Source organism: Luteimonas sp. A482 (assembly GCF_054072655.1).
In genome coordinates, this window is sequence record NZ_JBSVRO010000006.1 from 137,483 (window position 1) to 154,386 (window position 16,904).

16 protein-coding genes and 1 tRNA gene are annotated in these 16,904 nt (G+C 68.7%); 9 read left to right on the forward strand and 8 right to left on the reverse strand.

Annotation, left to right across the window (positions count from 1 at the left end; translation table 11 throughout):
• The first annotated feature begins 15 nt into the window (after positions 1-15).
• On the forward strand, positions 16-1,137 hold the full coding sequence (gene queG, locus ACW5DW_RS15295; RefSeq protein ID WP_457020060.1) for a tRNA epoxyqueuosine(34) reductase QueG: 1,122 nt from the start codon (positions 16-18) through the stop codon (positions 1,135-1,137).
• Positions 1,138-1,403: 266 nt separating this feature from the next.
• Here queG and pgi read toward each other — a convergent pair whose 3' ends face one another.
• The 5 genes from pgi to pcnB form a co-directional block, all read right to left on the reverse strand.
• The gene (gene pgi, locus ACW5DW_RS15300; RefSeq protein ID WP_457020061.1) at positions 1,404-2,906 is read right to left on the reverse strand and encodes a glucose-6-phosphate isomerase; all 1,503 of its coding nucleotides are present in this window, start codon (positions 2,904-2,906) and stop codon (positions 1,404-1,406) included.
• 234 nt (positions 2,907-3,140) lie between these two features.
• The gene (panC, locus tag ACW5DW_RS15305; RefSeq protein WP_457020062.1) at positions 3,141-3,995 is read right to left on the reverse strand and encodes a pantoate--beta-alanine ligase; all 855 of its coding nucleotides are present in this window, start codon (positions 3,993-3,995) and stop codon (positions 3,141-3,143) included.
• Between the two features lie 7 nt (positions 3,996-4,002).
• Positions 4,003-4,815 (reverse strand): 3-methyl-2-oxobutanoate hydroxymethyltransferase, encoded by an 813-nt coding sequence (gene panB / locus ACW5DW_RS15310; protein WP_457020064.1) that lies wholly within the window; start codon positions 4,813-4,815, stop codon positions 4,003-4,005.
• 4 nt (positions 4,816-4,819) lie between these two features.
• Positions 4,820-5,317: a 2-amino-4-hydroxy-6-hydroxymethyldihydropteridine diphosphokinase gene (gene folK / locus ACW5DW_RS15315; RefSeq protein WP_457020066.1), complete on the reverse strand. Its 498-nt coding sequence runs from the start codon at positions 5,315-5,317 to the stop codon at positions 4,820-4,822.
• Positions 5,314-6,642 (reverse strand): polynucleotide adenylyltransferase PcnB, encoded by a 1,329-nt coding sequence (gene pcnB / locus ACW5DW_RS15320; RefSeq protein ID WP_457020067.1) that lies wholly within the window; start codon positions 6,640-6,642, stop codon positions 5,314-5,316. Before pcnB ends, folK begins: the two co-directional genes overlap by 4 nt.
• A 151-nt stretch (positions 6,643-6,793) precedes the next feature.
• Between pcnB and ACW5DW_RS15325 the strand changes: the two genes are divergently transcribed.
• A tRNA-Glu gene (locus ACW5DW_RS15325) sits at positions 6,794-6,869 on the forward strand.
• A 680-nt stretch (positions 6,870-7,549) separates the two neighbouring features.
• Complete coding sequence (gene fdxA / locus ACW5DW_RS15330) at positions 7,550-7,873, forward strand: ferredoxin FdxA (protein ID WP_457020106.1); 324 nt, start codon at positions 7,550-7,552, stop codon at positions 7,871-7,873.
• Positions 7,874-7,947: 74 nt separating this feature from the next.
• Here the strand turns inward: fdxA and ACW5DW_RS15335 are convergent, their stop codons facing one another.
• Both ACW5DW_RS15335 and dapA read right to left on the reverse strand, forming a co-directional pair.
• Positions 7,948-8,460, reverse strand: a complete 513-nt coding sequence (locus ACW5DW_RS15335; RefSeq protein WP_457020068.1) for a hypothetical protein — start codon at positions 8,458-8,460, stop codon at positions 7,948-7,950.
• Between the two features lie 26 nt (positions 8,461-8,486).
• Positions 8,487-9,392 (reverse strand): 4-hydroxy-tetrahydrodipicolinate synthase, encoded by a 906-nt coding sequence (dapA, locus tag ACW5DW_RS15340; RefSeq protein ID WP_457020069.1) that lies wholly within the window; start codon positions 9,390-9,392, stop codon positions 8,487-8,489.
• Between the two features lie 116 nt (positions 9,393-9,508).
• On the opposite strand from dapA, the gene ACW5DW_RS15345 reads away from it, so the two are divergent.
• The 5 genes from ACW5DW_RS15345 to ACW5DW_RS15365 all read left to right on the forward strand — a co-directional run bounded on the left by ACW5DW_RS15345 (position 9,509) and on the right by ACW5DW_RS15365 (position 15,244).
• Complete coding sequence (locus tag ACW5DW_RS15345; protein ID WP_457020070.1) at positions 9,509-10,135, forward strand: glycine cleavage system protein R; 627 nt, start codon at positions 9,509-9,511, stop codon at positions 10,133-10,135.
• 28 nt (positions 10,136-10,163) lie between these two features.
• Positions 10,164-10,646, forward strand: a complete 483-nt coding sequence (locus ACW5DW_RS15350; protein ID WP_457020071.1) for a peroxiredoxin — start codon at positions 10,164-10,166, stop codon at positions 10,644-10,646.
• 100 nt (positions 10,647-10,746) lie between these two features.
• Entirely contained in the window at positions 10,747-12,147 is a 1,401-nt protein-coding gene (locus ACW5DW_RS15355; protein ID WP_457020072.1) for a PhoH family protein, read from the forward strand.
• 210 nt (positions 12,148-12,357) lie between these two features.
• Positions 12,358-14,244 carry an ABC transporter ATP-binding protein gene (locus tag ACW5DW_RS15360; protein ID WP_457020073.1) on the forward strand — a complete coding sequence of 629 codons (1,887 nt, stop codon included), beginning with the start codon at positions 12,358-12,360 and terminating at the stop codon, positions 14,242-14,244.
• A gap of 205 nt (positions 14,245-14,449) precedes the next feature.
• Entirely contained in the window at positions 14,450-15,244 is a 795-nt protein-coding gene (locus ACW5DW_RS15365) for a ferredoxin--NADP reductase (RefSeq protein ID WP_457020074.1), read from the forward strand.
• A 4-nt stretch (positions 15,245-15,248) separates the two neighbouring features.
• Here ACW5DW_RS15365 and ACW5DW_RS15370 read toward each other — a convergent pair whose 3' ends face one another.
• Positions 15,249-16,325: a hypothetical protein gene (locus tag ACW5DW_RS15370; protein WP_457020075.1), complete on the reverse strand. Its 1,077-nt coding sequence runs from the start codon at positions 16,323-16,325 to the stop codon at positions 15,249-15,251.
• A gap of 147 nt (positions 16,326-16,472) precedes the next feature.
• Here ACW5DW_RS15370 and ACW5DW_RS15375 point away from each other — a divergent pair, with 147 nt between their 5' ends.
• Positions 16,473-16,895, forward strand: a complete 423-nt coding sequence (locus tag ACW5DW_RS15375; protein WP_457020077.1) for a universal stress protein — start codon at positions 16,473-16,475, stop codon at positions 16,893-16,895.
• The last annotated feature ends 9 nt before the right edge of the window (positions 16,896-16,904 follow it).

Consider the following 16,904-nt stretch of genomic DNA (forward strand, 5'->3'; position numbering starts at 1 on the left):
TTCTATACTTGCAGCATGTCCTCGCCCCCCGCCCATCCCGCCCTGCCCGGTCCGGTCCCCGCCGATGCGGCCGCGCTTGCGCTGCGCATCAAGGCGCTCGCGCGCGAGGCCGGCTTCCAGCGCTGCGGCATCGCTGGCATCGAACTCGGGCAGGACGAGGACTTCCTGCGCGACTGGCTTGCGCAGGGCCTGTATGGCGACATGGAATGGATGGCGCGGCACGGCGACAAGCGCTCGCGCCCGCAGGAGCTGGTGCCGGGCACGCTGCGGGTGATCTCGGTCGGGCTGGACTACGGGCAGGATCCCGATGACGCCTGGCGCACGCTGCAGGATGGCGAGCGCGCCTACGTCGCGCGCTATGCGCTGGGGCGCGACTACCACAAGCTGATGCGCAACCGCCTGCAGAAGCTGGCCGAACGCGTCGCCGACGAGGTGGGCCCCTTCGGCCACCGCGTCTTCGTGGACTCCGCGCCTGTGCTCGAACGCGCGCTCGCGCGCAACGCCGGGATGGGATGGATCGGCAAACACACCTGCCTGATCGACCGCGACGGCGGGTCGTGGTTCTTCCTCGGCGAGATCTACGTCGACCTGCCGCTGCCGATCGATCCGCCGGCCAGCGCGCACTGCGGCAGCTGCGTGCGCTGCATCGAGGTGTGTCCGACGCAAGCGATCATCGCGCCGCATCGGCTCGATGCGCGCCGCTGCATCTCCTACCTGACCATCGAGCACGAGGGCAGCATCGACGAGTCGCTGCGGCCGCTGATCGGCAACCGCATCTTCGGCTGCGACGACTGCCAGCTGGTCTGTCCGTGGAACAAGTTCGCGCGCCGCACCGACGAGCCGGATTTCCGCGCACGTAATCGCCTGGATGAAGCCTCGCTGGCCGAGCTGTTCGCGTGGACGGAGGACGAGTTCCTGCAGCGCACCGAAGGCTCGGCGATCCGCCGCAGCGGCCATGCGCGCTGGCTGCGCAACATCGCCGTTGCGCTGGGCAATGCGCCGACGACGCCGGAGGTCATCACGGCGCTGCAGTCGCGGCGCGAGATCGGGGATCCGGTCGTGCGCGAGCACGTGGAGTGGGCGCTGCGGCGGCATGGCGCGACGTCGATGCTTGCGGACCCCGCGGCCGCAGATTGATCCGCAGCTGCGGGCCGCCATTCCCAGTGCCATCCCGAGCCCGTTCGCGCTGTCATCCCGAGCGCAGCGAGGGATCTGCTGCAGAGGCAAAGCCAGATCCCTCGCTGCGCTCGGGATGACATCCGGGAGGATCAGGGACGACAACCGGGAGGACAGCCGGGATTGCAACGGAAAGCCCCATTGCGGACCCGCCATGGCGCGTTCGGCGGATCCCCGGCCGACAGCACAAGCGACTCGACAGCCCGCGCTCGCGCTTGAAGGCGCTCCTACTGGCGGGCGGCGATCTCGTCGAGCAGCACGCGCGTGACCGGATCGTCGGCCTGCGCCTTGCCTTCCAGCGCCGGCAGCAGGCGACTGGCGAGCTGCTTGCCCAGCTCGACGCCGAACTGGTCGAAGGCGTTGATGCCCCAGGCCACCGACTGCAGGTAGACGCTGTGCTCGTACAGCGCCACCAGCGCGCCGAGCGCGTGCGGGGTCAGCGCATCGAGCAGGATCATCGTGCTGGGCCGGTTGCCGGCGTAGGCGCGGTGCGGGTCGTCGCTGGCCTGGCCGTTGGCCAGCGCCTCGGTCTGCGCCAGCAGGTTGGCCAGCAGCGCGCGATGGTTGTCGGCGTGTCCATCCTCGCTGTTCACCACGCCAATGAAGTCGGCCGGCACCACCTGGGTGCCCTGGTGCAGCGCCTGGAAGAAGCTGTGCTGGGTGTCGGTGCCTGGGCCGCCCCACCACACCGGCACCGTGTCGACCTGCAGCGGCGCGCCGTCCAGGCGCGCGGACTTGCCGAGGCTTTCCATCACCAGTTGCTGCAGGTAGTTGGGCAGCAGCTTCAGGCGCTCGTCGTAGGGCAGCACGGCCTGCGTGGCCAGCCCCAGCGCGTTGCGGTTCCACAGCGCGGTGAGCGCATGCCACACCGCAAGGTTCCCGCGCGGCGCGGCGGATGCGGCGTGTGCATCCATCGCAGCGGCGCCGGCGAGCAGCTCTTCGAAGCGGTCCATGCCGATCGCCAGCGCAATTGGAAAGCCCACCGCCGACCACAGCGAGTAGCGCCCGCCCACCCAGTCCCACATCGGCAGGATGCGCTCGGGTGCGATGCCGAATGCGGCTGCGCGCTCGACGTTGGCGCTCACGCCATACACGCGGCTGTCGTCGCCCAGCCAGTCGCGCACGATGCGGCCGTTGAGCAGGGTTTCCTGGGTGCTGAAGGTCTTTGAAATCAGGATCGCGGCGGTCTTGGCCGGGTCGAGGCCGGCCAGCGTGCGCTGCGCCGCGTTGCCGTCCACGTTGGACAGGAAGTGCACGCGGAAGCGCGCGCCCGCCAGCGCCAGCGCGTCGGCCACCAGCCTCGGGCCGAGGTCGGACCCGCCAATGCCGACACTGACGATGTCGGTGACTTCACCCGTGGCCAGGGCGTCGATCATCGCGGCCATGCGCGTGCGCGCATCGCGGGCGAACCCGGCGCTTTCGCGCGCGACCGGCGCATCCGACGTATCCCCGCGCAGCGCCGTATGCAGCGCCGCACGCCCCTCGGTGACGTTGACGATGTCGCCATCGAGCAGCCGTCGCATCGCGCCTGCAAGATCGGAATGCTCCGCCAATGCGAACAGCGCATCGAGCGCCGGCGCGTCGTAGCGCTGGCGCGCGAAGTTCGCATACAGCGGGCCCACGCGCAGCGACAGCGACTGCGCCCGCGCCGCGTCGTTGCCGACGAGCGCGGAAACGGCCGTGGCGGAGAGTCGTTCGGCGTGGGTACGGAGGGTCGCGAAATCCGACATGGACGGCCTGCCTGTTGCGTGGAATTGGACGATGCAGATTCAACTGCAACCATGCATGCGCATGCGCATGCCTTGCGGCCCCGAAGTATAGGGCGATCGCGGTGCCGGGTTGACCGACTGGCAGACCCATGCGCCGGCGTCGCGCAGATCCCCTACTGCGTTCGGGATGACATTCCGGGGCGCAACGCGGCCCGGCTTGCAGACTTTCGGGGGGACGTCCGCGCGCGACCCGGCTCAGGCGTCGAGATCGAATTCCAGGTTGTCGATCAACCGCGTCGTGCCGATGCGCGCGGCGATAAGCGCCACCCGCGCCCCACCCTGCGCCTCGCCTGCATCGTCAAGATCCAGGCGCCGCACCGCCGCGTAGTCGACCTCGAAACCATTGCGGCCCAGCCGCGCGACCGCATCGGCTTCGACCTGCGCCGTCGCGGCTCCGTCCCGCGCCGCCTGGCGCATCGCCTGCAGCGTGCGGTGGATTTCCGGCGCCAGCGCGCGTTCGGCCGGAGCCAGGTACTGGTTGCGCGAACTCATCGCCAGACCGTCATCCTCGCGCACCGTGTCGCCGGCCAGCAGCTCGATCGGGAACGCGAGATCGCGCACCAGGTAGCGGATCACCGCGAGCTGCTGGTAGTCCTTGCGGCCGAATGCGGCTACGTCCGGCTGCACCTGGTTGAACAGCCGCGACACGACCGTGGCCACCCCGTCGAAGTGTCCCGGGCGGTGCGCGCCCTCCAGCACGTCGGTGATTCCGGGCACGCGCATGCTCACCGCGTTGGCCGCGCCGTAGGGATACATCGTTTCCACCGACGGCAGCCACAACAGGTCGCAGCCGGCCTCGGCCAACCCACCGGCGTCACGGTCGGGGGTGCGCGGATAGCGCGCGAAGTCCTCGTCCGGGCCGAACTGGGTCGGATTGACGAACACGCTGGCGACGACGCGGTCTGCGCGGCTGCGTGCAAGCCTGGCGAGCGAGTGATGGCCCGCGTGCAGGTTGCCCATGGTCGGGACGAAACCGATCCGCAGGCCGTCGCGCCGCCAGCGCGCCACGCGCGCGCGCAAATCCTCAAGCGTATCGGCGACCTCGATCATCGCGGGCTCAGTAGAGGTGTTCGGGCCCGGGGAAGCTGCCATCGCGCACGGCCTGCACATAGGCGCGCACCGCGCCTGCGACCGATCCACCTTCGGCCAGGAAGTCCTTCACGAACTTCGGGCGGCGGTGGCCGCTGTCCAGGCCGAGCATGTCGTGCAGCACCAGTACCTGGCCGTCGCAGTGCGGCCCGGCGCCGATGCCGATGGTGGGGATCGGCGAGGCGGCGGTGATCTCCGCCGCAAGCGCGGACGGCACGCACTCGAGCACCAGCAGCGCGGCGCCCGCCTCGGCGACGGCAAGCGAGTCGGCGCGCAGTTGCTCGGCCGCGACCGCGTCTCGCCCCTGCACCCTGTAGCCGCCAAAGCGCAGCACCGACTGCGGGGTCAAGCCCAGATGCGCGGACACCGGAATCTCGCGCGCGGACAGGAATCGGATCGCGGCCAGCTTGTGCGGGCCCGCACCCTCGAGCTTGACCATCCCGGCACCGGCCTGCAGCAGCGCGGTCGAGGATTCCAGCGCGCGTTCGGGCGTGGCATCGGCCTGGAACGGCAGGTCGGCGACCAGCAGCGCGCGGCGCAGCACTTTGGCCACCGCACGCGTGTGGTAGGCGATGTCTTCGACGGTGACCGGCAGGGTGGAATCATGGCCCTGCACCACCATGCCCAGGGAATCGCCCACCAGGATCAGGTCGGCGCCGTTGGCGTCGAACACGCGCGCGAAACCGGCATCGTACGCGGTCAGCATCGCCAGGCGGCGGCCGGCCCGGCGCGCTTCGGCCAGTCCGGGAACGGTGATCGGCTTGTCTGCGGCGCTGTTCATGGGCCTAGGGTATCGCCTCGATGCCATCGGCATCCAATGCCGCCAGCGCGGCGCGCACGCTGGCGTGGCCGGGGATCACCGCATCCGGGGCAATCTCGGCCAGCGGAACCAGTGCGAACGCGCGCTCGTGCAGGTGCGGATGCGGCACGCGCAGGCCCGGTTCGTCGACCACCGCGTCGGCGTACAGCAGCAGGTCGAGATCGAGCGTACGCGGACCCCAGCGCCCGCTGTCGCCGGCCGCGCGCTCGCGACCGAAGCGCTGTTCGATCTCGAGCAATGCATCAAGCAATTGCCGCGGCCGCAGCACGGTCTCCAGGGTGGCGGCGGCATTGAGAAAATCGGGCTGGTCGCGCCGCCCCCAGGCCGGCGTCCGGTACACGTGCGAGGCCCGCAGCAGGCGCGAGCCGGGCAACGCGGCCAGCGCGAGCACCGCGTCGGCCAGCGTCCGCGCCACCTCGCCGACGTTGCCGCCGAGGCCGACGCAGGCGACGACGGGATTCATTCGCCGGCGCGGCTGCGGCGACGGCGGCGACGCTTGCGCGGCGCGTCCGCGTCCCCGTCGGCGTCCGCGTCCACTTCACCCGGCGGGTGGTGCGCGATGGCCGCATCCGGACTGCCCTGCGCCTCCTGCCAGAACGCGATGTCCTCATCGTGCGCGGGCGACGCCGCCCGACGCAGCACCAGGAAATCGAAGGCGGCACGGAAGCGCGGATGCGACAGCGTCCGTACCACCCGCTTGCGCTGGCGCAGCGAGAAGCGCGACTGCATCAGCCAGATCTCCTGCATCGGCAGCGAGAACCGCCGCGGCAGCGCGATCGTGTTGAGCTGGTGCAACGTGACCCGGTCGGCGGCGCGGCGCTCGGCTTCCACCGTGTTCAGCCCCTGCGCCTGCAGCGCCATCAGCGCGCGGCAGTAGGCCGGCCACAGCAGCACGGCGAACAGGAATGCCGGCGACACAGGCTCGTCCGTCGCCACGCGCTGGTCGGTGCTGCGCAGGCCGTCGATCAGCATCCGGCGCAGCGCGCCGCTGCGGTTGGCAGCCAGCGCGGCGGCGGTCTCTGGAAACAGTGCCGGCAGCAGGCCGTGCCGCTCGAGGCCTTCGAAACTGGCCACCGCGTGCCCGGACAGGAACATCTTCAGGCATTCCTCGAACAGCCGTGCTGGCGCGGCTTCAGCCAGCAGCGGCGCCAGCGGCGCCAGCGGCGCGGCCGCCTCGGGCGCGATCTCGAAGCGCAATTTGCCCGCCAGTCGGATCGCGCGCAGCATCCGCACGGGGTCCTCGCGGTAACGCGTCTCCGGATCGCCGATCAGGCGCATGACACGGTTGCCGACGTCCTCGAAGCCGCCGACATAGTCGCGCACCGAGAAATCGGCGATGTCGTAATACAGCGCATTGGCGGTGAAATCGCGACGGACCGCGTCGTCCTCGATGGTGCCGTAGACGTTGTCGCGCAGCAGGCGGCCGCCATCGTGCACCTGGCGATCGCCGCTGCCGTCGTCGATGTTGGCGCGGAAGGTGGCGACCTCGATGACCTCGCGGCCGAACACGACATGCGCCAGCCGGAAGCGCCGGCCGATCAGGCGGCAGTTGCGGAACAGGTGCCTGACCTCCTCGGGCGTGGCGTCGGTGGCGACGTCGAAGTCCTTGGGGACGAGCCCGGCGAGCAGGTCGCGGACGGCACCGCCCACCAGGCACGCGCGATGGCCGGCCTCGTGCAAGCGGTAAAGCACGCGCAGTGCGTTGGGGCTGATCCCGCGGCGCGAGATGGGGTGCTGGTCGCGCGGGATGATCCTCAGCGCGGGAGTGACATGTTTGTAGGTCGGCATCAGGCCAGGCGGTTCCGGGTGGGGGCCGACGTTTTGATATTCGGCAGCCTTGTATCGCTGCTATACTAGCAAGCTGCACCGGCACCCGTGATCTTTCATGGTCACTGCCGGGCAGTCGGACGTCCATCCGGCGCTGCCCAGGCAGCACCCAGCTCCCTTCGTCTAGAGGCCCAGGACGTGGCCCTCTCAAGGCTAAAACACGGGTTCGAATCCCGTAGGGAGCACCATATTCAAAAAAAGGCCCGCGCAAGCGGGCCTTTTTTCTTTTCCGCTCCCATTCGAGGGGAAGTTGGATGCGGAAGTCCCCTTCCGGGCTTCGAATGGACGCCGCGCCCTGTCGACCGGGGGTCGCTTTTCGCTCGGTCAGGGCCGCTGCGCGGTCCGGCCCGGCACAGCATGCCGGGCGCTCGCGTGGATGCGCGGCATGCCGCGCAAGCCATCCACGCTCTCCCTGCCCTGACTCGCGCGCAAAACATCCATGTTTTGCTTTCCGCGACCCCCGGTCGCCAGGGCACAGCTCACTGCCACTGTGTTGCGATGCTTCGATGGCCAGCTTTTTTCGAAGCCAAGCCAGTGACTGGGCAATGGTCGTTCCGGGGCGGGGGTTGCGGAGAGCAGCGCATGGATGCGCTGCGGCGGCGAGTCAGCCATGGATGGCTGACCGAGCCGGGGAGCAACCCCCGGTCCGGGACGGCCCCCGGCCGCAGACTTGATTCAGGCCTGCTCTTTGTCAGTCCGCGGCACGCACGGGAACGGAGCATCTGCCGCCGTCGCTTGCTGTGTCGGGGCAGACACTCCACAGGCCAGCTAACCCCGCCCGCGGCGAATGCGAACGCTTCGCACCGTTCGGTGCGCGAGTGTTCTAAAATCGCGGGTCATCCCGCCAGAAACCATGGATCGTCGCGAAATGCCCTTCGTCGTCACCGAGAACTGCATCAAGTGCAAGTACACCGACTGCGTCGAGGTGTGCCCGGTGGACTGTTTCCACGAAGGCCCGAACTTCCTGGTGATCGATCCGGACGAATGCATCGACTGCACCCTGTGCGAGCCGGAGTGCCCGATCAACGCGATCTATCCCGAGGACGACGTGCCGGCGGGCCAGGAGCACTTCGTCGCGCTGAACGCCGAGTTGTCGAAGGGCTGGCCGGTGATCACCACCCGCAAGGATGCGCCGGCCGATGCCAAGGAGTGGGAAGGCAAGCCCGACAAGCTGCCGCTTCTGGAACGCTGAGCGGCCGCTCCCGCCCCGATCCGATCAAGAAAAAAGGCGCCTCGCGGCGCCTTCTTCGTTACCGATTTGTGGCCTCAGCCGCCGCTCAGCGCCGCCTTGAGGGCAGAGATCAGCCGCTGCGCCGGATCGCCCGCCGCCGGCAGGCCGCGCGGATCGACCGCCGAGACATAGGCGCCGGTGTCGGTCCTGGTGACGCGGACCAGGAACTTGGCGTCGCCATAGTCGACGTCGTAGGTGCCCAGCAGCTGGGCGCGGTTGACCACGGTCAGGCCCTCGGTTGCCGCCAGCGCCTCGCCCACGCGGGCGTACACCTGGTCGAGTTCGCCGGCCACGGCAAAGCCGTTGGGCTGCGGGCTGCCCGCGTCGGCCACCGCCGAACGCGTGACCGAGCCGGTTTCCGGCAGTGCCATCGCCGCCGAGGTATCGGGACGATCGAGGTCCGGCGGGACTTCCAGGGGGCGGCTTTCAGGGCTGGCCGCGTACAGCTCGCTGCCCTTGCGGAACCACTTGCAGCCACTGGTGCCGACCACGGCAACGGCGACGAGGCCGACCGCGAGCAGACGGAACAGAGGGCGGGAATGACGCATCATTGGAATCTCCTGCGGAAAAAGGTTCAGGCCGCGATCTGATCGCGGAGGCTGTGTTCGATGGACACGGCGGCGGCGGCAATGCGCGCAGCCATGGGCTGGTGGATGTCGGCCAGTGGGGTCAGCGGCAGGCGCAGACCATGGCCGAGGCCCAGCAGCGAAAGCGCGGCCTTGACCGGGATCGGGTTTGGCGCGATCGACGCGAACTCGTGGAACTGCGCCAGCGCTGCATTCCATTGTTCCGCATCCGAACGGCAGCCGGCGCGGGCCAGATCGCACAGGCGACGCATCGCAGCCGGCACCAGGTTCGACACGACCGAGACCACGCCGTCGGCGCCGGCCAGCATCGCCGTCGCCGCGCTGGCATCGTCACCGCACAGTACGGCGAAGCCGTCGGTGCGCAGCGCCAGCCACTCCGCGATACGTGCCTGATCGCTGACCGCCTCCTTGATGCCGACGATCCGCGGATGGCCGACCAGGGCCGCCACGCTTGCCGGCAGCAGGTCGCAGCCTGTACGCGCGGGTACGTTGTACATCACCACCGGCAGCGCGCCGTCATCGGCCAGCGCCGTGTAGTGCGCCAGCAGGCCTGCCTGGGTCGGACGCACATACGGCGGCGTCACGACCAGCGCGGCATCGGCGCCGAGCGCCGCGGCGCGGCGGGTCTGTTCGATCGTTTTCGCGGTGGCCGACTGCCCGGTACCGGCCAGCACCGGGACACGCCCGGCCACGGTTTCAACCGCCGTGCGCAGCAGCGCGTCGAACTCGATGTCGAGCAGCGCGGTCGCTTCGCCGGTGGAGCCGGCGACCACCAGGCCCTGCGTTCCCGCCTCGCACTGGGCGTGCAGCAGGCGTCGCCAGGCGTCGAGATCGAGTTCGCCCGCCACCGTGAAAGGCGTCGCCAGCGCGGTGATGCTGCCGGAAAGTCGCAAGGGCCGGGGTCTCGTGCGAAGCGCCGGATCCGGGCGCATGAACGGATGATTCGAATGCCCGCATGTTACTTGCGGCCCGGAAGCACGGGCAAGTATGCTGGCCACTGCACCCGGCCATGCCCGGGCCACCGTTCAGAACCCGAGCCATCACGGAACCCATCGTCGCGGACGCCGCCTTGACCGATCCAGATACCGCATCGCGGCCCTCGCCGAACGAGAACCACCTGCTGATCAACGCCTACACGACGCATCCGGCATCGCCCCTGCTGGCGGTGTCGCGGCGCATCGCCGACAGCGGCTGCAACCTCGTCGATACCCGCCTGTCGACCGTCGGCCGCGACGTATCGGTGACCGCGCTCGCCACCGGCTCCTGGGATTCGGTGGCCAAACTCGAGGCGATGCTCACCCGGCTCGAGCGCGAGGAAGACCTCAGGCTGGTGTGGTACCGCACGGGCCCCAAGCCCGTGCAGTCCAACCTGCTGCCCTACATCGTCGAGGTGGTGGCCGCCGACAAGCCCGGCATCCTGTTCCAGCTCGCCGATTTCTTCGATCGCCAGGGCATCACCATCGAGAGCCTGCACTGCTCGCGCTACCGCGCCATGCAGACCGGCGCCGACATGTTCTCGGCCCAGGTCACCATCGGCGTGCCGGCGAACATGCACATCGCCGCGCTGCGCGACGACTTCCTCGAGTTCTGCGACCACCTGAACCTCGACGCGATCATGGATCCGATGAAGTTCTGATGCGCCCGGCCGCCACGATAGACGTGCAATGACACAAGTCGGCAAGACCCTCCCGAAGTCCACGCTCGAACTGCCGCTGGCGCTGTCCGGTGGCGCCAACGCCACGCTCGCCGATTACGCCGGCCGTTGGCTGGTGCTGTACTTCTATCCGAAAGACTCCACGCCCGGCTGCACCACCGAGGGCCTGGATTTCAACGCGCTGCTGCCGGACTTCCACGCACTGGGCGCGGACGTCCTCGGCGTCTCGCGCGACTCGGTGAAATCGCACGACAACTTCTGCGCCAAGCAGGGCTTTGCCTTCGCGCTGGTCAGCGATGGCGACGAGAAGCTCTGCCGTGCTTTCGACGTGATCCACGAGAAGAACATGTACGGGCGCAAGGTGATGGGCGTGGTGCGCAGCACCTTCCTCGTCGCGCCCGACCACCGTCTCGCCATCGAGTGGCGCGGCGTCAAGGTCGCCGGCCATGCCCAGGCCGTGCTGGATGCGCTGAAGGTCGCGCAGCACACGTGATTCCCATTGCCGACCGCCCCGACCGCCGCCCTGCCCCGCAGGTCGCGGCGGCGCGCGGCCGTGCCCGTCTTTCCGTCGCCAGGAGGCGAACATTTCGATGATGACCCACGGCAAGCGCGTCTACGTGCTCGACACCAACGTCCTGATGCACGACCCCACCGCGCTGTTCCGGTTCGAGGAACACGACGTGTTCCTGCCCATGCAGGTCATCGAGGAACTCGACAACGGCAAGAAGGGCACATCCGAAGCCAGCCGCAACGCGCGCCAGGTGAGCCGCTTCATCAATGAGCTGATCGAGGCGCACGGCAGCGACAAGATCGGGACCGGCCTGCTGCTCCAGCGCCCCAACGGCCTGCAGCTGCGCGGCGCGGCGAGCATCGGCAAGCTGCGTTTCCAGACCACGATGCCGAAGGAGGACAAGACCTCGTTTGGCGCGGTCGCGCCCGACAACCGCATCCTCGGCGCGATCCTGCAGCTGCGGCGCGACGAGCCCGAGCTACCGGTCGTGTTCGTGTCCAAGGACATCAACCTGCGGATCAAGGCCGCGATCGCCGGTCTGGTCAGCGAGGACTACGAAAACGACCGCGCGCTCGACGACTTCAGCCTGCTCTACACCGGTGCCAACGCGCTGCCGGAAGACTTCTGGACGCGCCACGGCAAGGACCTGCGCTCCTGGACCGATCGCGGCCGCACCTACTACGAAGTCGCCGTCGACGAGGACAGCGACTGGCATCCCAACCAGTACCTGTACCTGCCCGGCGACGACGACGCCGAGTTCCGCGTGGCCAAGGTCGACGAAGGCAAGGCGGTGCTGCAGATCGTCGACGACTACCGCCGCAGCCAGCACGCGGTCTGGGGCATTTCCGCGCGCAACCGCGAGCAGAATTTCGCGCTCAACGCGCTGATGGACCCGGAGATCGACTTCGTCACCCTGCTTGGCACCGCCGGCACGGGCAAGACCCTGCTCGCGCTGGCCGCAGGCCTGGCGCAGACCATGGACCAGCAGCGCTACCGCGAGATCATCATGACCCGCGCGACGGTGAGCGTTGGCGAAGACATCGGCTTCCTGCCCGGCACCGAGGAGGAGAAGATGACGCCGTGGATGGGCGCGCTCACCGACAACCTCGAGGTGCTGACCCACAACCAGGAAGGGGGCGCGTGGGGACGCGCGGCCACCAACGACCTGCTGGCCTCGCGGATCAAGATCCGTTCGCTCAACTTCATGCGCGGACGCACCTTCCTCAGCCGCTGGCTGATCCTGGACGAGGCGCAGAACCTCACGCCCAAGCAGATGAAGACGCTGATCACCCGCGCAGGGCCCGGCACCAAGATCGTCTGCCTGGGCAACGTCGAGCAAATCGACACGCCCTACCTCACCGAAACCACGTCCGGCCTGACCTACGCGGTCGACCGTTTCAAGAACTGGGCGCACAGCGCGCACGTGACCCTGCGTCGCGGCGAGCGCTCGCGGCTGGCGGATTACGCCTCGGAAGTGCTGTAGGAGTCAGCGGCACGCTGCCCTTCAGCAGCGCCGCGCGAACGGACAGTCCTGCTTCGGGAGCCGGACTTGTCATCCCGAGCGCAGCGAGGGATCTGCTCATGATGCCCTAAGGCAGATCCCTCGCTGCGCTCGGGATGACAGCCTCAGGACGGCGTGACAGTCCGCGGCCATCCGCGCGACAAGGCTACGGACGCGATGCACAATACCGGCATGAGCCGACGCGGGACCGAAAAAGCCGCCCCGAAGCCCAGCCGCGCAGACAGCCGGCCCAGCCTGCGCGAGCGCTTCGACGCGATGCGCAACCTGCCGCCGTTCCTGCGCCAGATCTGGGCCACCAGCCCTGCGTTGAGCATGACCAGCCTCGGCCTGCGCGTGATCCGCGCGTTCCTGCCGATCCTCACGCTCTACATCGGCAAGCTGATCATCGACGAGGTGATCCGGCTGGTCGGGCTGGGCCTTGGCTTCGACTCGATCGGCGAGGCCTGGCGCGGCGGACAGCTCGAACACCTGCTGTGGCTGCTGGTGATCGAGTTCGGCCTGGCGATCCTCTCCGACCTGCTCGGGCGGATCGTGAGCTATGCCGACGCGCTGCTCTCGGAGCTGTTCACCAACGCTACCAGCGTGCGCCTGATGGAGCACGCGGCCACGCTCGACCTGGAGGATTTCGAGGACCCGGAGCTGCAGGACAAGCTAGACCGGGCGCGCCGCCAGACCATGGGCCGCATGAACCTGATGGGCCAGCTGTTTGGCCAGGTGCAGGACGCGATCACGGTGGTGAGCTTCGCGATCGGCCTGCTGGTCTACGCGCCCTGGCTGATCGTGCTGCTGGCGGTGGCGCTGGTGCCGGCCTTCCTCGGCGAGGCGCATTTCAGTGCGCTGAGCTATTCGCTCAACTTCCAGTGGACGCCCGAGCGCCGGCAGCTCGAGTACGTGCGCCAGACCGGCGCCAGCGTCGAGACGGCCAAGGAAGTGAAGATCTTCAACCTGCACCGCTTCCTGGTGGACCGCTACCGGACGCTGGCAGACAAGTTCTTCCTCGCCAACCGCGCGCTCGCGCGGCGGCGCGCGTTCTGGGGAGCGCTGCTCGCAGCGCTGGGTACGCTCGGCTATTACGTCGCCTACGGCTACATCGCCTGGCGCACGGTGCGCGGCGACTTCACCATTGGCGACCTGACCTTCCTCGCCGGCAGCTTCCGACGGCTGCGCCAGCTGCTCGAGGGCCTGCTGATCGGCTTCTCGCAGGTGGCCGGGCAGGCGCTGTACCTGGACGACCTGTTCTCGTTCTTCGAGGTCGAGCCGGAAATCACCTCGCCGGACAACCCGCGGCCATTCCCCAGCCCTATCGCGCAGGGCTTCGTGTTCGAGGACGTCGGCTTCCGTTATCCCAGCGCGGAGCGCTGGGCGGTGCGGCACATGGACTTCGAGCTGCGCGCCGGCGAGGTGCTGGCTTTGGTCGGCGAGAACGGCGCCGGAAAGACCACGCTGGTCAAGCTGCTGGCGCGCCTCTACGACCCGGACGAGGGCCGCATCCTGCTCGACGGCCACGACCTGCGCGAATACGACATCGACGCGCTGCGTGCCAATATCGGCGTGATCTTCCAGGACTTCGTGCGCTACCACCTCACCGCCGGCGAGAACATCGGCGTCGGCCAGATCGACCGCATGGATGACCGTGCCCGGATCGAGGACGCCGCACGCCGGGCGATGGCCGACGAGGTCATCGACGCGCTGCCGGGCGGCTACGACCAGTTGATCGGCCGCCGCTTCAAGACCGGCGTCGACCTGTCCGGCGGGCAGTGGCAGAAGATCGCGATCGCACGCGCCTACATGCGCGATGCGCAGGTGATGATCCTCGACGAGCCCACCGCCGCGCTCGATGCGCGCAGCGAGTTCGAGGTGTTCCAGCGCTTCAAGGAATTGTCCGACGACCGAACCGCGGTGCTGATCTCGCACCGCTTCTCCAGCGTGCGCATGGCCGACCGCATCCTGATGCTGGCCGACGGCCGGGTCGAGGCGAGTGGCACCCACGAGCAGTTGATGGCGCAGGGCGGGCGCTATGCGGAGCTGTTCGAGCTGCAGGCGGCCGGGTATCGGTAGCCGGCCCGCTCGTGGACCACTGTAGGAGCGGCTTCAGCCGCGAATCGCGACCATCGGGCGCGTTGCTGCGGATCCAGCGATCGCGGCTGAAGCCGCTCCTACGCCGGTCTGTGGACAAAGTGTCACCCCTTAGCCACCTGGAAGATGAGAGCCAGTCTCATCCATTCGCTATAATTTGTGGCTGACTCTTCCGACCCCCTTTCCCATGTCCTCCGCTTTCGGCACCGAGACGGTGCTGGACGTCCGCCACTGGACGGACAGCTACTTCAGTTTCACCACCACCCGCGACGACGGTTTCCGCTTCGAGAACGGCCAGTTCGTGATGATCGGGCTGCAGGTCGCGGGCAAGCCGCTGCTGCGCGCGTACTCGATCGCGAGCGCGAACTGGGAGGAGCAGCTGGAGTTCTTCAGCATCAAGGTGGCCAACGGCCCGCTGACATCGCGCCTGCAGCACATCCAGCCCGGCGACGAAGTGCTGATCGGTCGCAAGCCGACCGGCACCCTCCTGATCAGCGACCTGCATCCCGGCCGCAACCTCTACCTGCTGGGCACCGGCACAGGCCTGGCACCGTGGATGCCGGTGATCAAGGATCCGGAGACCTACGAGCGCTTCGAGCGCGTGATCGTCGCCCACGGCGTGCGCAGCGCGGGCGACCTCGCCTACCGCGACTACATCGTCAACGAGCTGCCGCGGCATGAGTTGCTGGGCGAGCAGATCGCGCGCCAGCTGCTGTACTACCCGGCGGTGAGCCGCGAGGCCTTCGAATGGCAGGGCCGCGACCAGCGCGGCCGCCTGACCGACCTGCTCGACAGCGGCCGCATGGCCGCCGACCTCGGCCTCGACCCACTCGATCCGGCGAAGGACCGCGCCATGATCTGTGGCAGCACGCAGATGCTGGCCGACTTCCGCGCCCTGCTCGACCGGCGCGGCTTCGCCGCTGCGCCGCGCATCGGCACGCCTGGCGACTATGTGTTCGAGCGCGCCTTCGTCGAAAAATAGCGCGTCACCCGCGCCGGTCGCGATGCCGGCCGGGTTGCAGCAGCGCCAGCAGCTCGGCCTCGTCCACCGCCGGGATGCGCGCGCCAAAGTGGCGGTCGATCAGATCGACCAGGGCCCGGGCCCACAGTGCGTTCCATGCGCTGCCGGCGTGGCCATCGGCCAACACCGCATGCGAAGGCGCATCGCCCTGCGTATTGCTGACGCGCATGCGCCCGCCGATGTTGACGTCACGATAACGCGGCCGTCCTTCCGGGCCGCGCGACCCCCACAGCGCTGCGAACCAGGCGCGGTCGTCGAAGAACGCGATGCGGGAATCGCGCACCGCCATTGCCCGCAACGCGTCGTCATAGCGGTCCAACGCGGTGGCGATGTTGCGCAGCGCGGCAGGCGCACGCGGGGCGAGCGCGGCGTCGCCGATGTTGCTGTTGTCGAAGATGCCGACCAGCACCACGCGGGTATGCGGATGGCTGTGGTGCACGTGATGCACGGCCTCGCGCATGGCCGAGATGCAGCGGGTGATCGTGCCCGAAAGCTCCGGATCGTCCGGGTTGGTGGCGAGCCGTTCGAGGCTGTCGCTCTGTCCGAAACTGTTGACGCCGATACGGATCACCACCACTCCGCTACGCCACGCGTCCGGTTCCTCGTCCATCAGGCCGACCAGTTGTGGCACCTGTCGTTCGCCTCCCATCAGGCTCTCGCAACGGGCGCCGGAAACCGCGAAGTTGTAGCGGAAGTCCTCCTTTTCCGGCGCACGCGCCGACAGGCCCACCCATCCGGCGGCCCGTGCGATGGTGCCGGGACTGCCGTGGTGCGCCCATTCGCCCTGGTCGATCCAGCCGCTGCGCAGGCGCTGCAGGGCCTCGGTCCACTGCCAGGTGGTGGCGTGGTGAGCGCCGCCACGGGCGCCGTCGTTCCCGCTGAAACGCAGGCGATCGTGGTAGGAATGGCTGTCGGAGTCGCCGACGACGGCGAGCCGGATGCGCGCACCTTCCTCCGGCGCCGCGTGCGCCGCCCCTGTTGCGAGCGACAGTGTGAGCATCAGTGCGCAGGCCAGCTTTTTTGCGGTGGGGTCGATTGCCATGGCGGAGCCAACGCAAAGCCATGCGCGGCCCGGACATATCCAGGTCGGCACCACGGACGGCGCGCTGCCCGCTGGCCCGTTCGGGGGTAGCGCATCCGACGCCGGAGGGACGGGTAGAATCACACCAACATTCGGAGAACCCCGCAAATGAAGATCCTGGTACCGGTCGACGGTAGCGACACAAGCACGCGCGCCCTGAAACACGCCCTGGGCCTGGCCAAGTCGTTGGCCAAGCCCGGCAAGGTGGTGGTGGTTGCGGTCGACGACACCCTGTTCCCGGGCGTGGAGCGCAGGATCGGCGCCGAAGCCGCGCGCACCCTGCACGCCGAGAACTTCGAACGCATGTTCGCACCTGCGAAAAAGGCGCTGGCCCGCAGCAAGGTCCAGGTGAGCTTCGTCGAGAAGGTGGACGGCATCGCCGAGGGCATCCTCGATGCCGCGGCCAAGCAGAAGGTCGACCTGATCGTGATGGGCTCGCGCGGCAGCGGCGCGATCAAGGGCACCCTGCTCGGCTCGGTCTCGATGAAGGTGCTGGCCGGCATGCCGGTGCCGGTCACCATCGTCCATTGACCTTGCGCG

Coding starts and splice junctions, on each gene's coding strand:
- ACW5DW_RS15345 (WP_457020070.1), top strand. CDS start 9,509: ATGCCCGGGCCACCGTTCAGAACCCGAGCCATCACGGAACCCATCGTC.
- ACW5DW_RS15375 (WP_457020077.1), top strand. CDS start 16,473: ATGAAGATCCTGGTACCGGTCGACGGTAGCGACACAAGCACGCGCGCC.
- ACW5DW_RS15370 (WP_457020075.1), bottom strand. CDS start 16,325: ATGGCAATCGACCCCACCGCAAAAAAGCTGGCCTGCGCACTGATGCTC.
- fdxA (WP_457020106.1), top strand. CDS start 7,550: ATGCCCTTCGTCGTCACCGAGAACTGCATCAAGTGCAAGTACACCGAC.
- folK (WP_457020066.1), bottom strand. CDS start 5,317: ATGAATCCCGTCGTCGCCTGCGTCGGCCTCGGCGGCAACGTCGGCGAG.
- ACW5DW_RS15365 (WP_457020074.1), top strand. CDS start 14,450: ATGTCCTCCGCTTTCGGCACCGAGACGGTGCTGGACGTCCGCCACTGG.
- ACW5DW_RS15360 (WP_457020073.1), top strand. CDS start 12,358: ATGAGCCGACGCGGGACCGAAAAAGCCGCCCCGAAGCCCAGCCGCGCA.
- panB (WP_457020064.1), bottom strand. CDS start 4,815: ATGAACAGCGCCGCAGACAAGCCGATCACCGTTCCCGGACTGGCCGAA.
- ACW5DW_RS15355 (WP_457020072.1), top strand. CDS start 10,747: ATGACCCACGGCAAGCGCGTCTACGTGCTCGACACCAACGTCCTGATG.
- panC (WP_457020062.1), bottom strand. CDS start 3,995: ATGATCGAGGTCGCCGATACGCTTGAGGATTTGCGCGCGCGCGTGGCG.
- pcnB (WP_457020067.1), bottom strand. CDS start 6,642: ATGCCGACCTACAAACATGTCACTCCCGCGCTGAGGATCATCCCGCGC.
- ACW5DW_RS15335 (WP_457020068.1), bottom strand. CDS start 8,460: ATGCGTCATTCCCGCCCTCTGTTCCGTCTGCTCGCGGTCGGCCTCGTC.
- queG (WP_457020060.1), top strand. CDS start 16: ATGTCCTCGCCCCCCGCCCATCCCGCCCTGCCCGGTCCGGTCCCCGCC.
- ACW5DW_RS15350 (WP_457020071.1), top strand. CDS start 10,164: ATGACACAAGTCGGCAAGACCCTCCCGAAGTCCACGCTCGAACTGCCG.
- pgi (WP_457020061.1), bottom strand. CDS start 2,906: ATGTCGGATTTCGCGACCCTCCGTACCCACGCCGAACGACTCTCCGCC.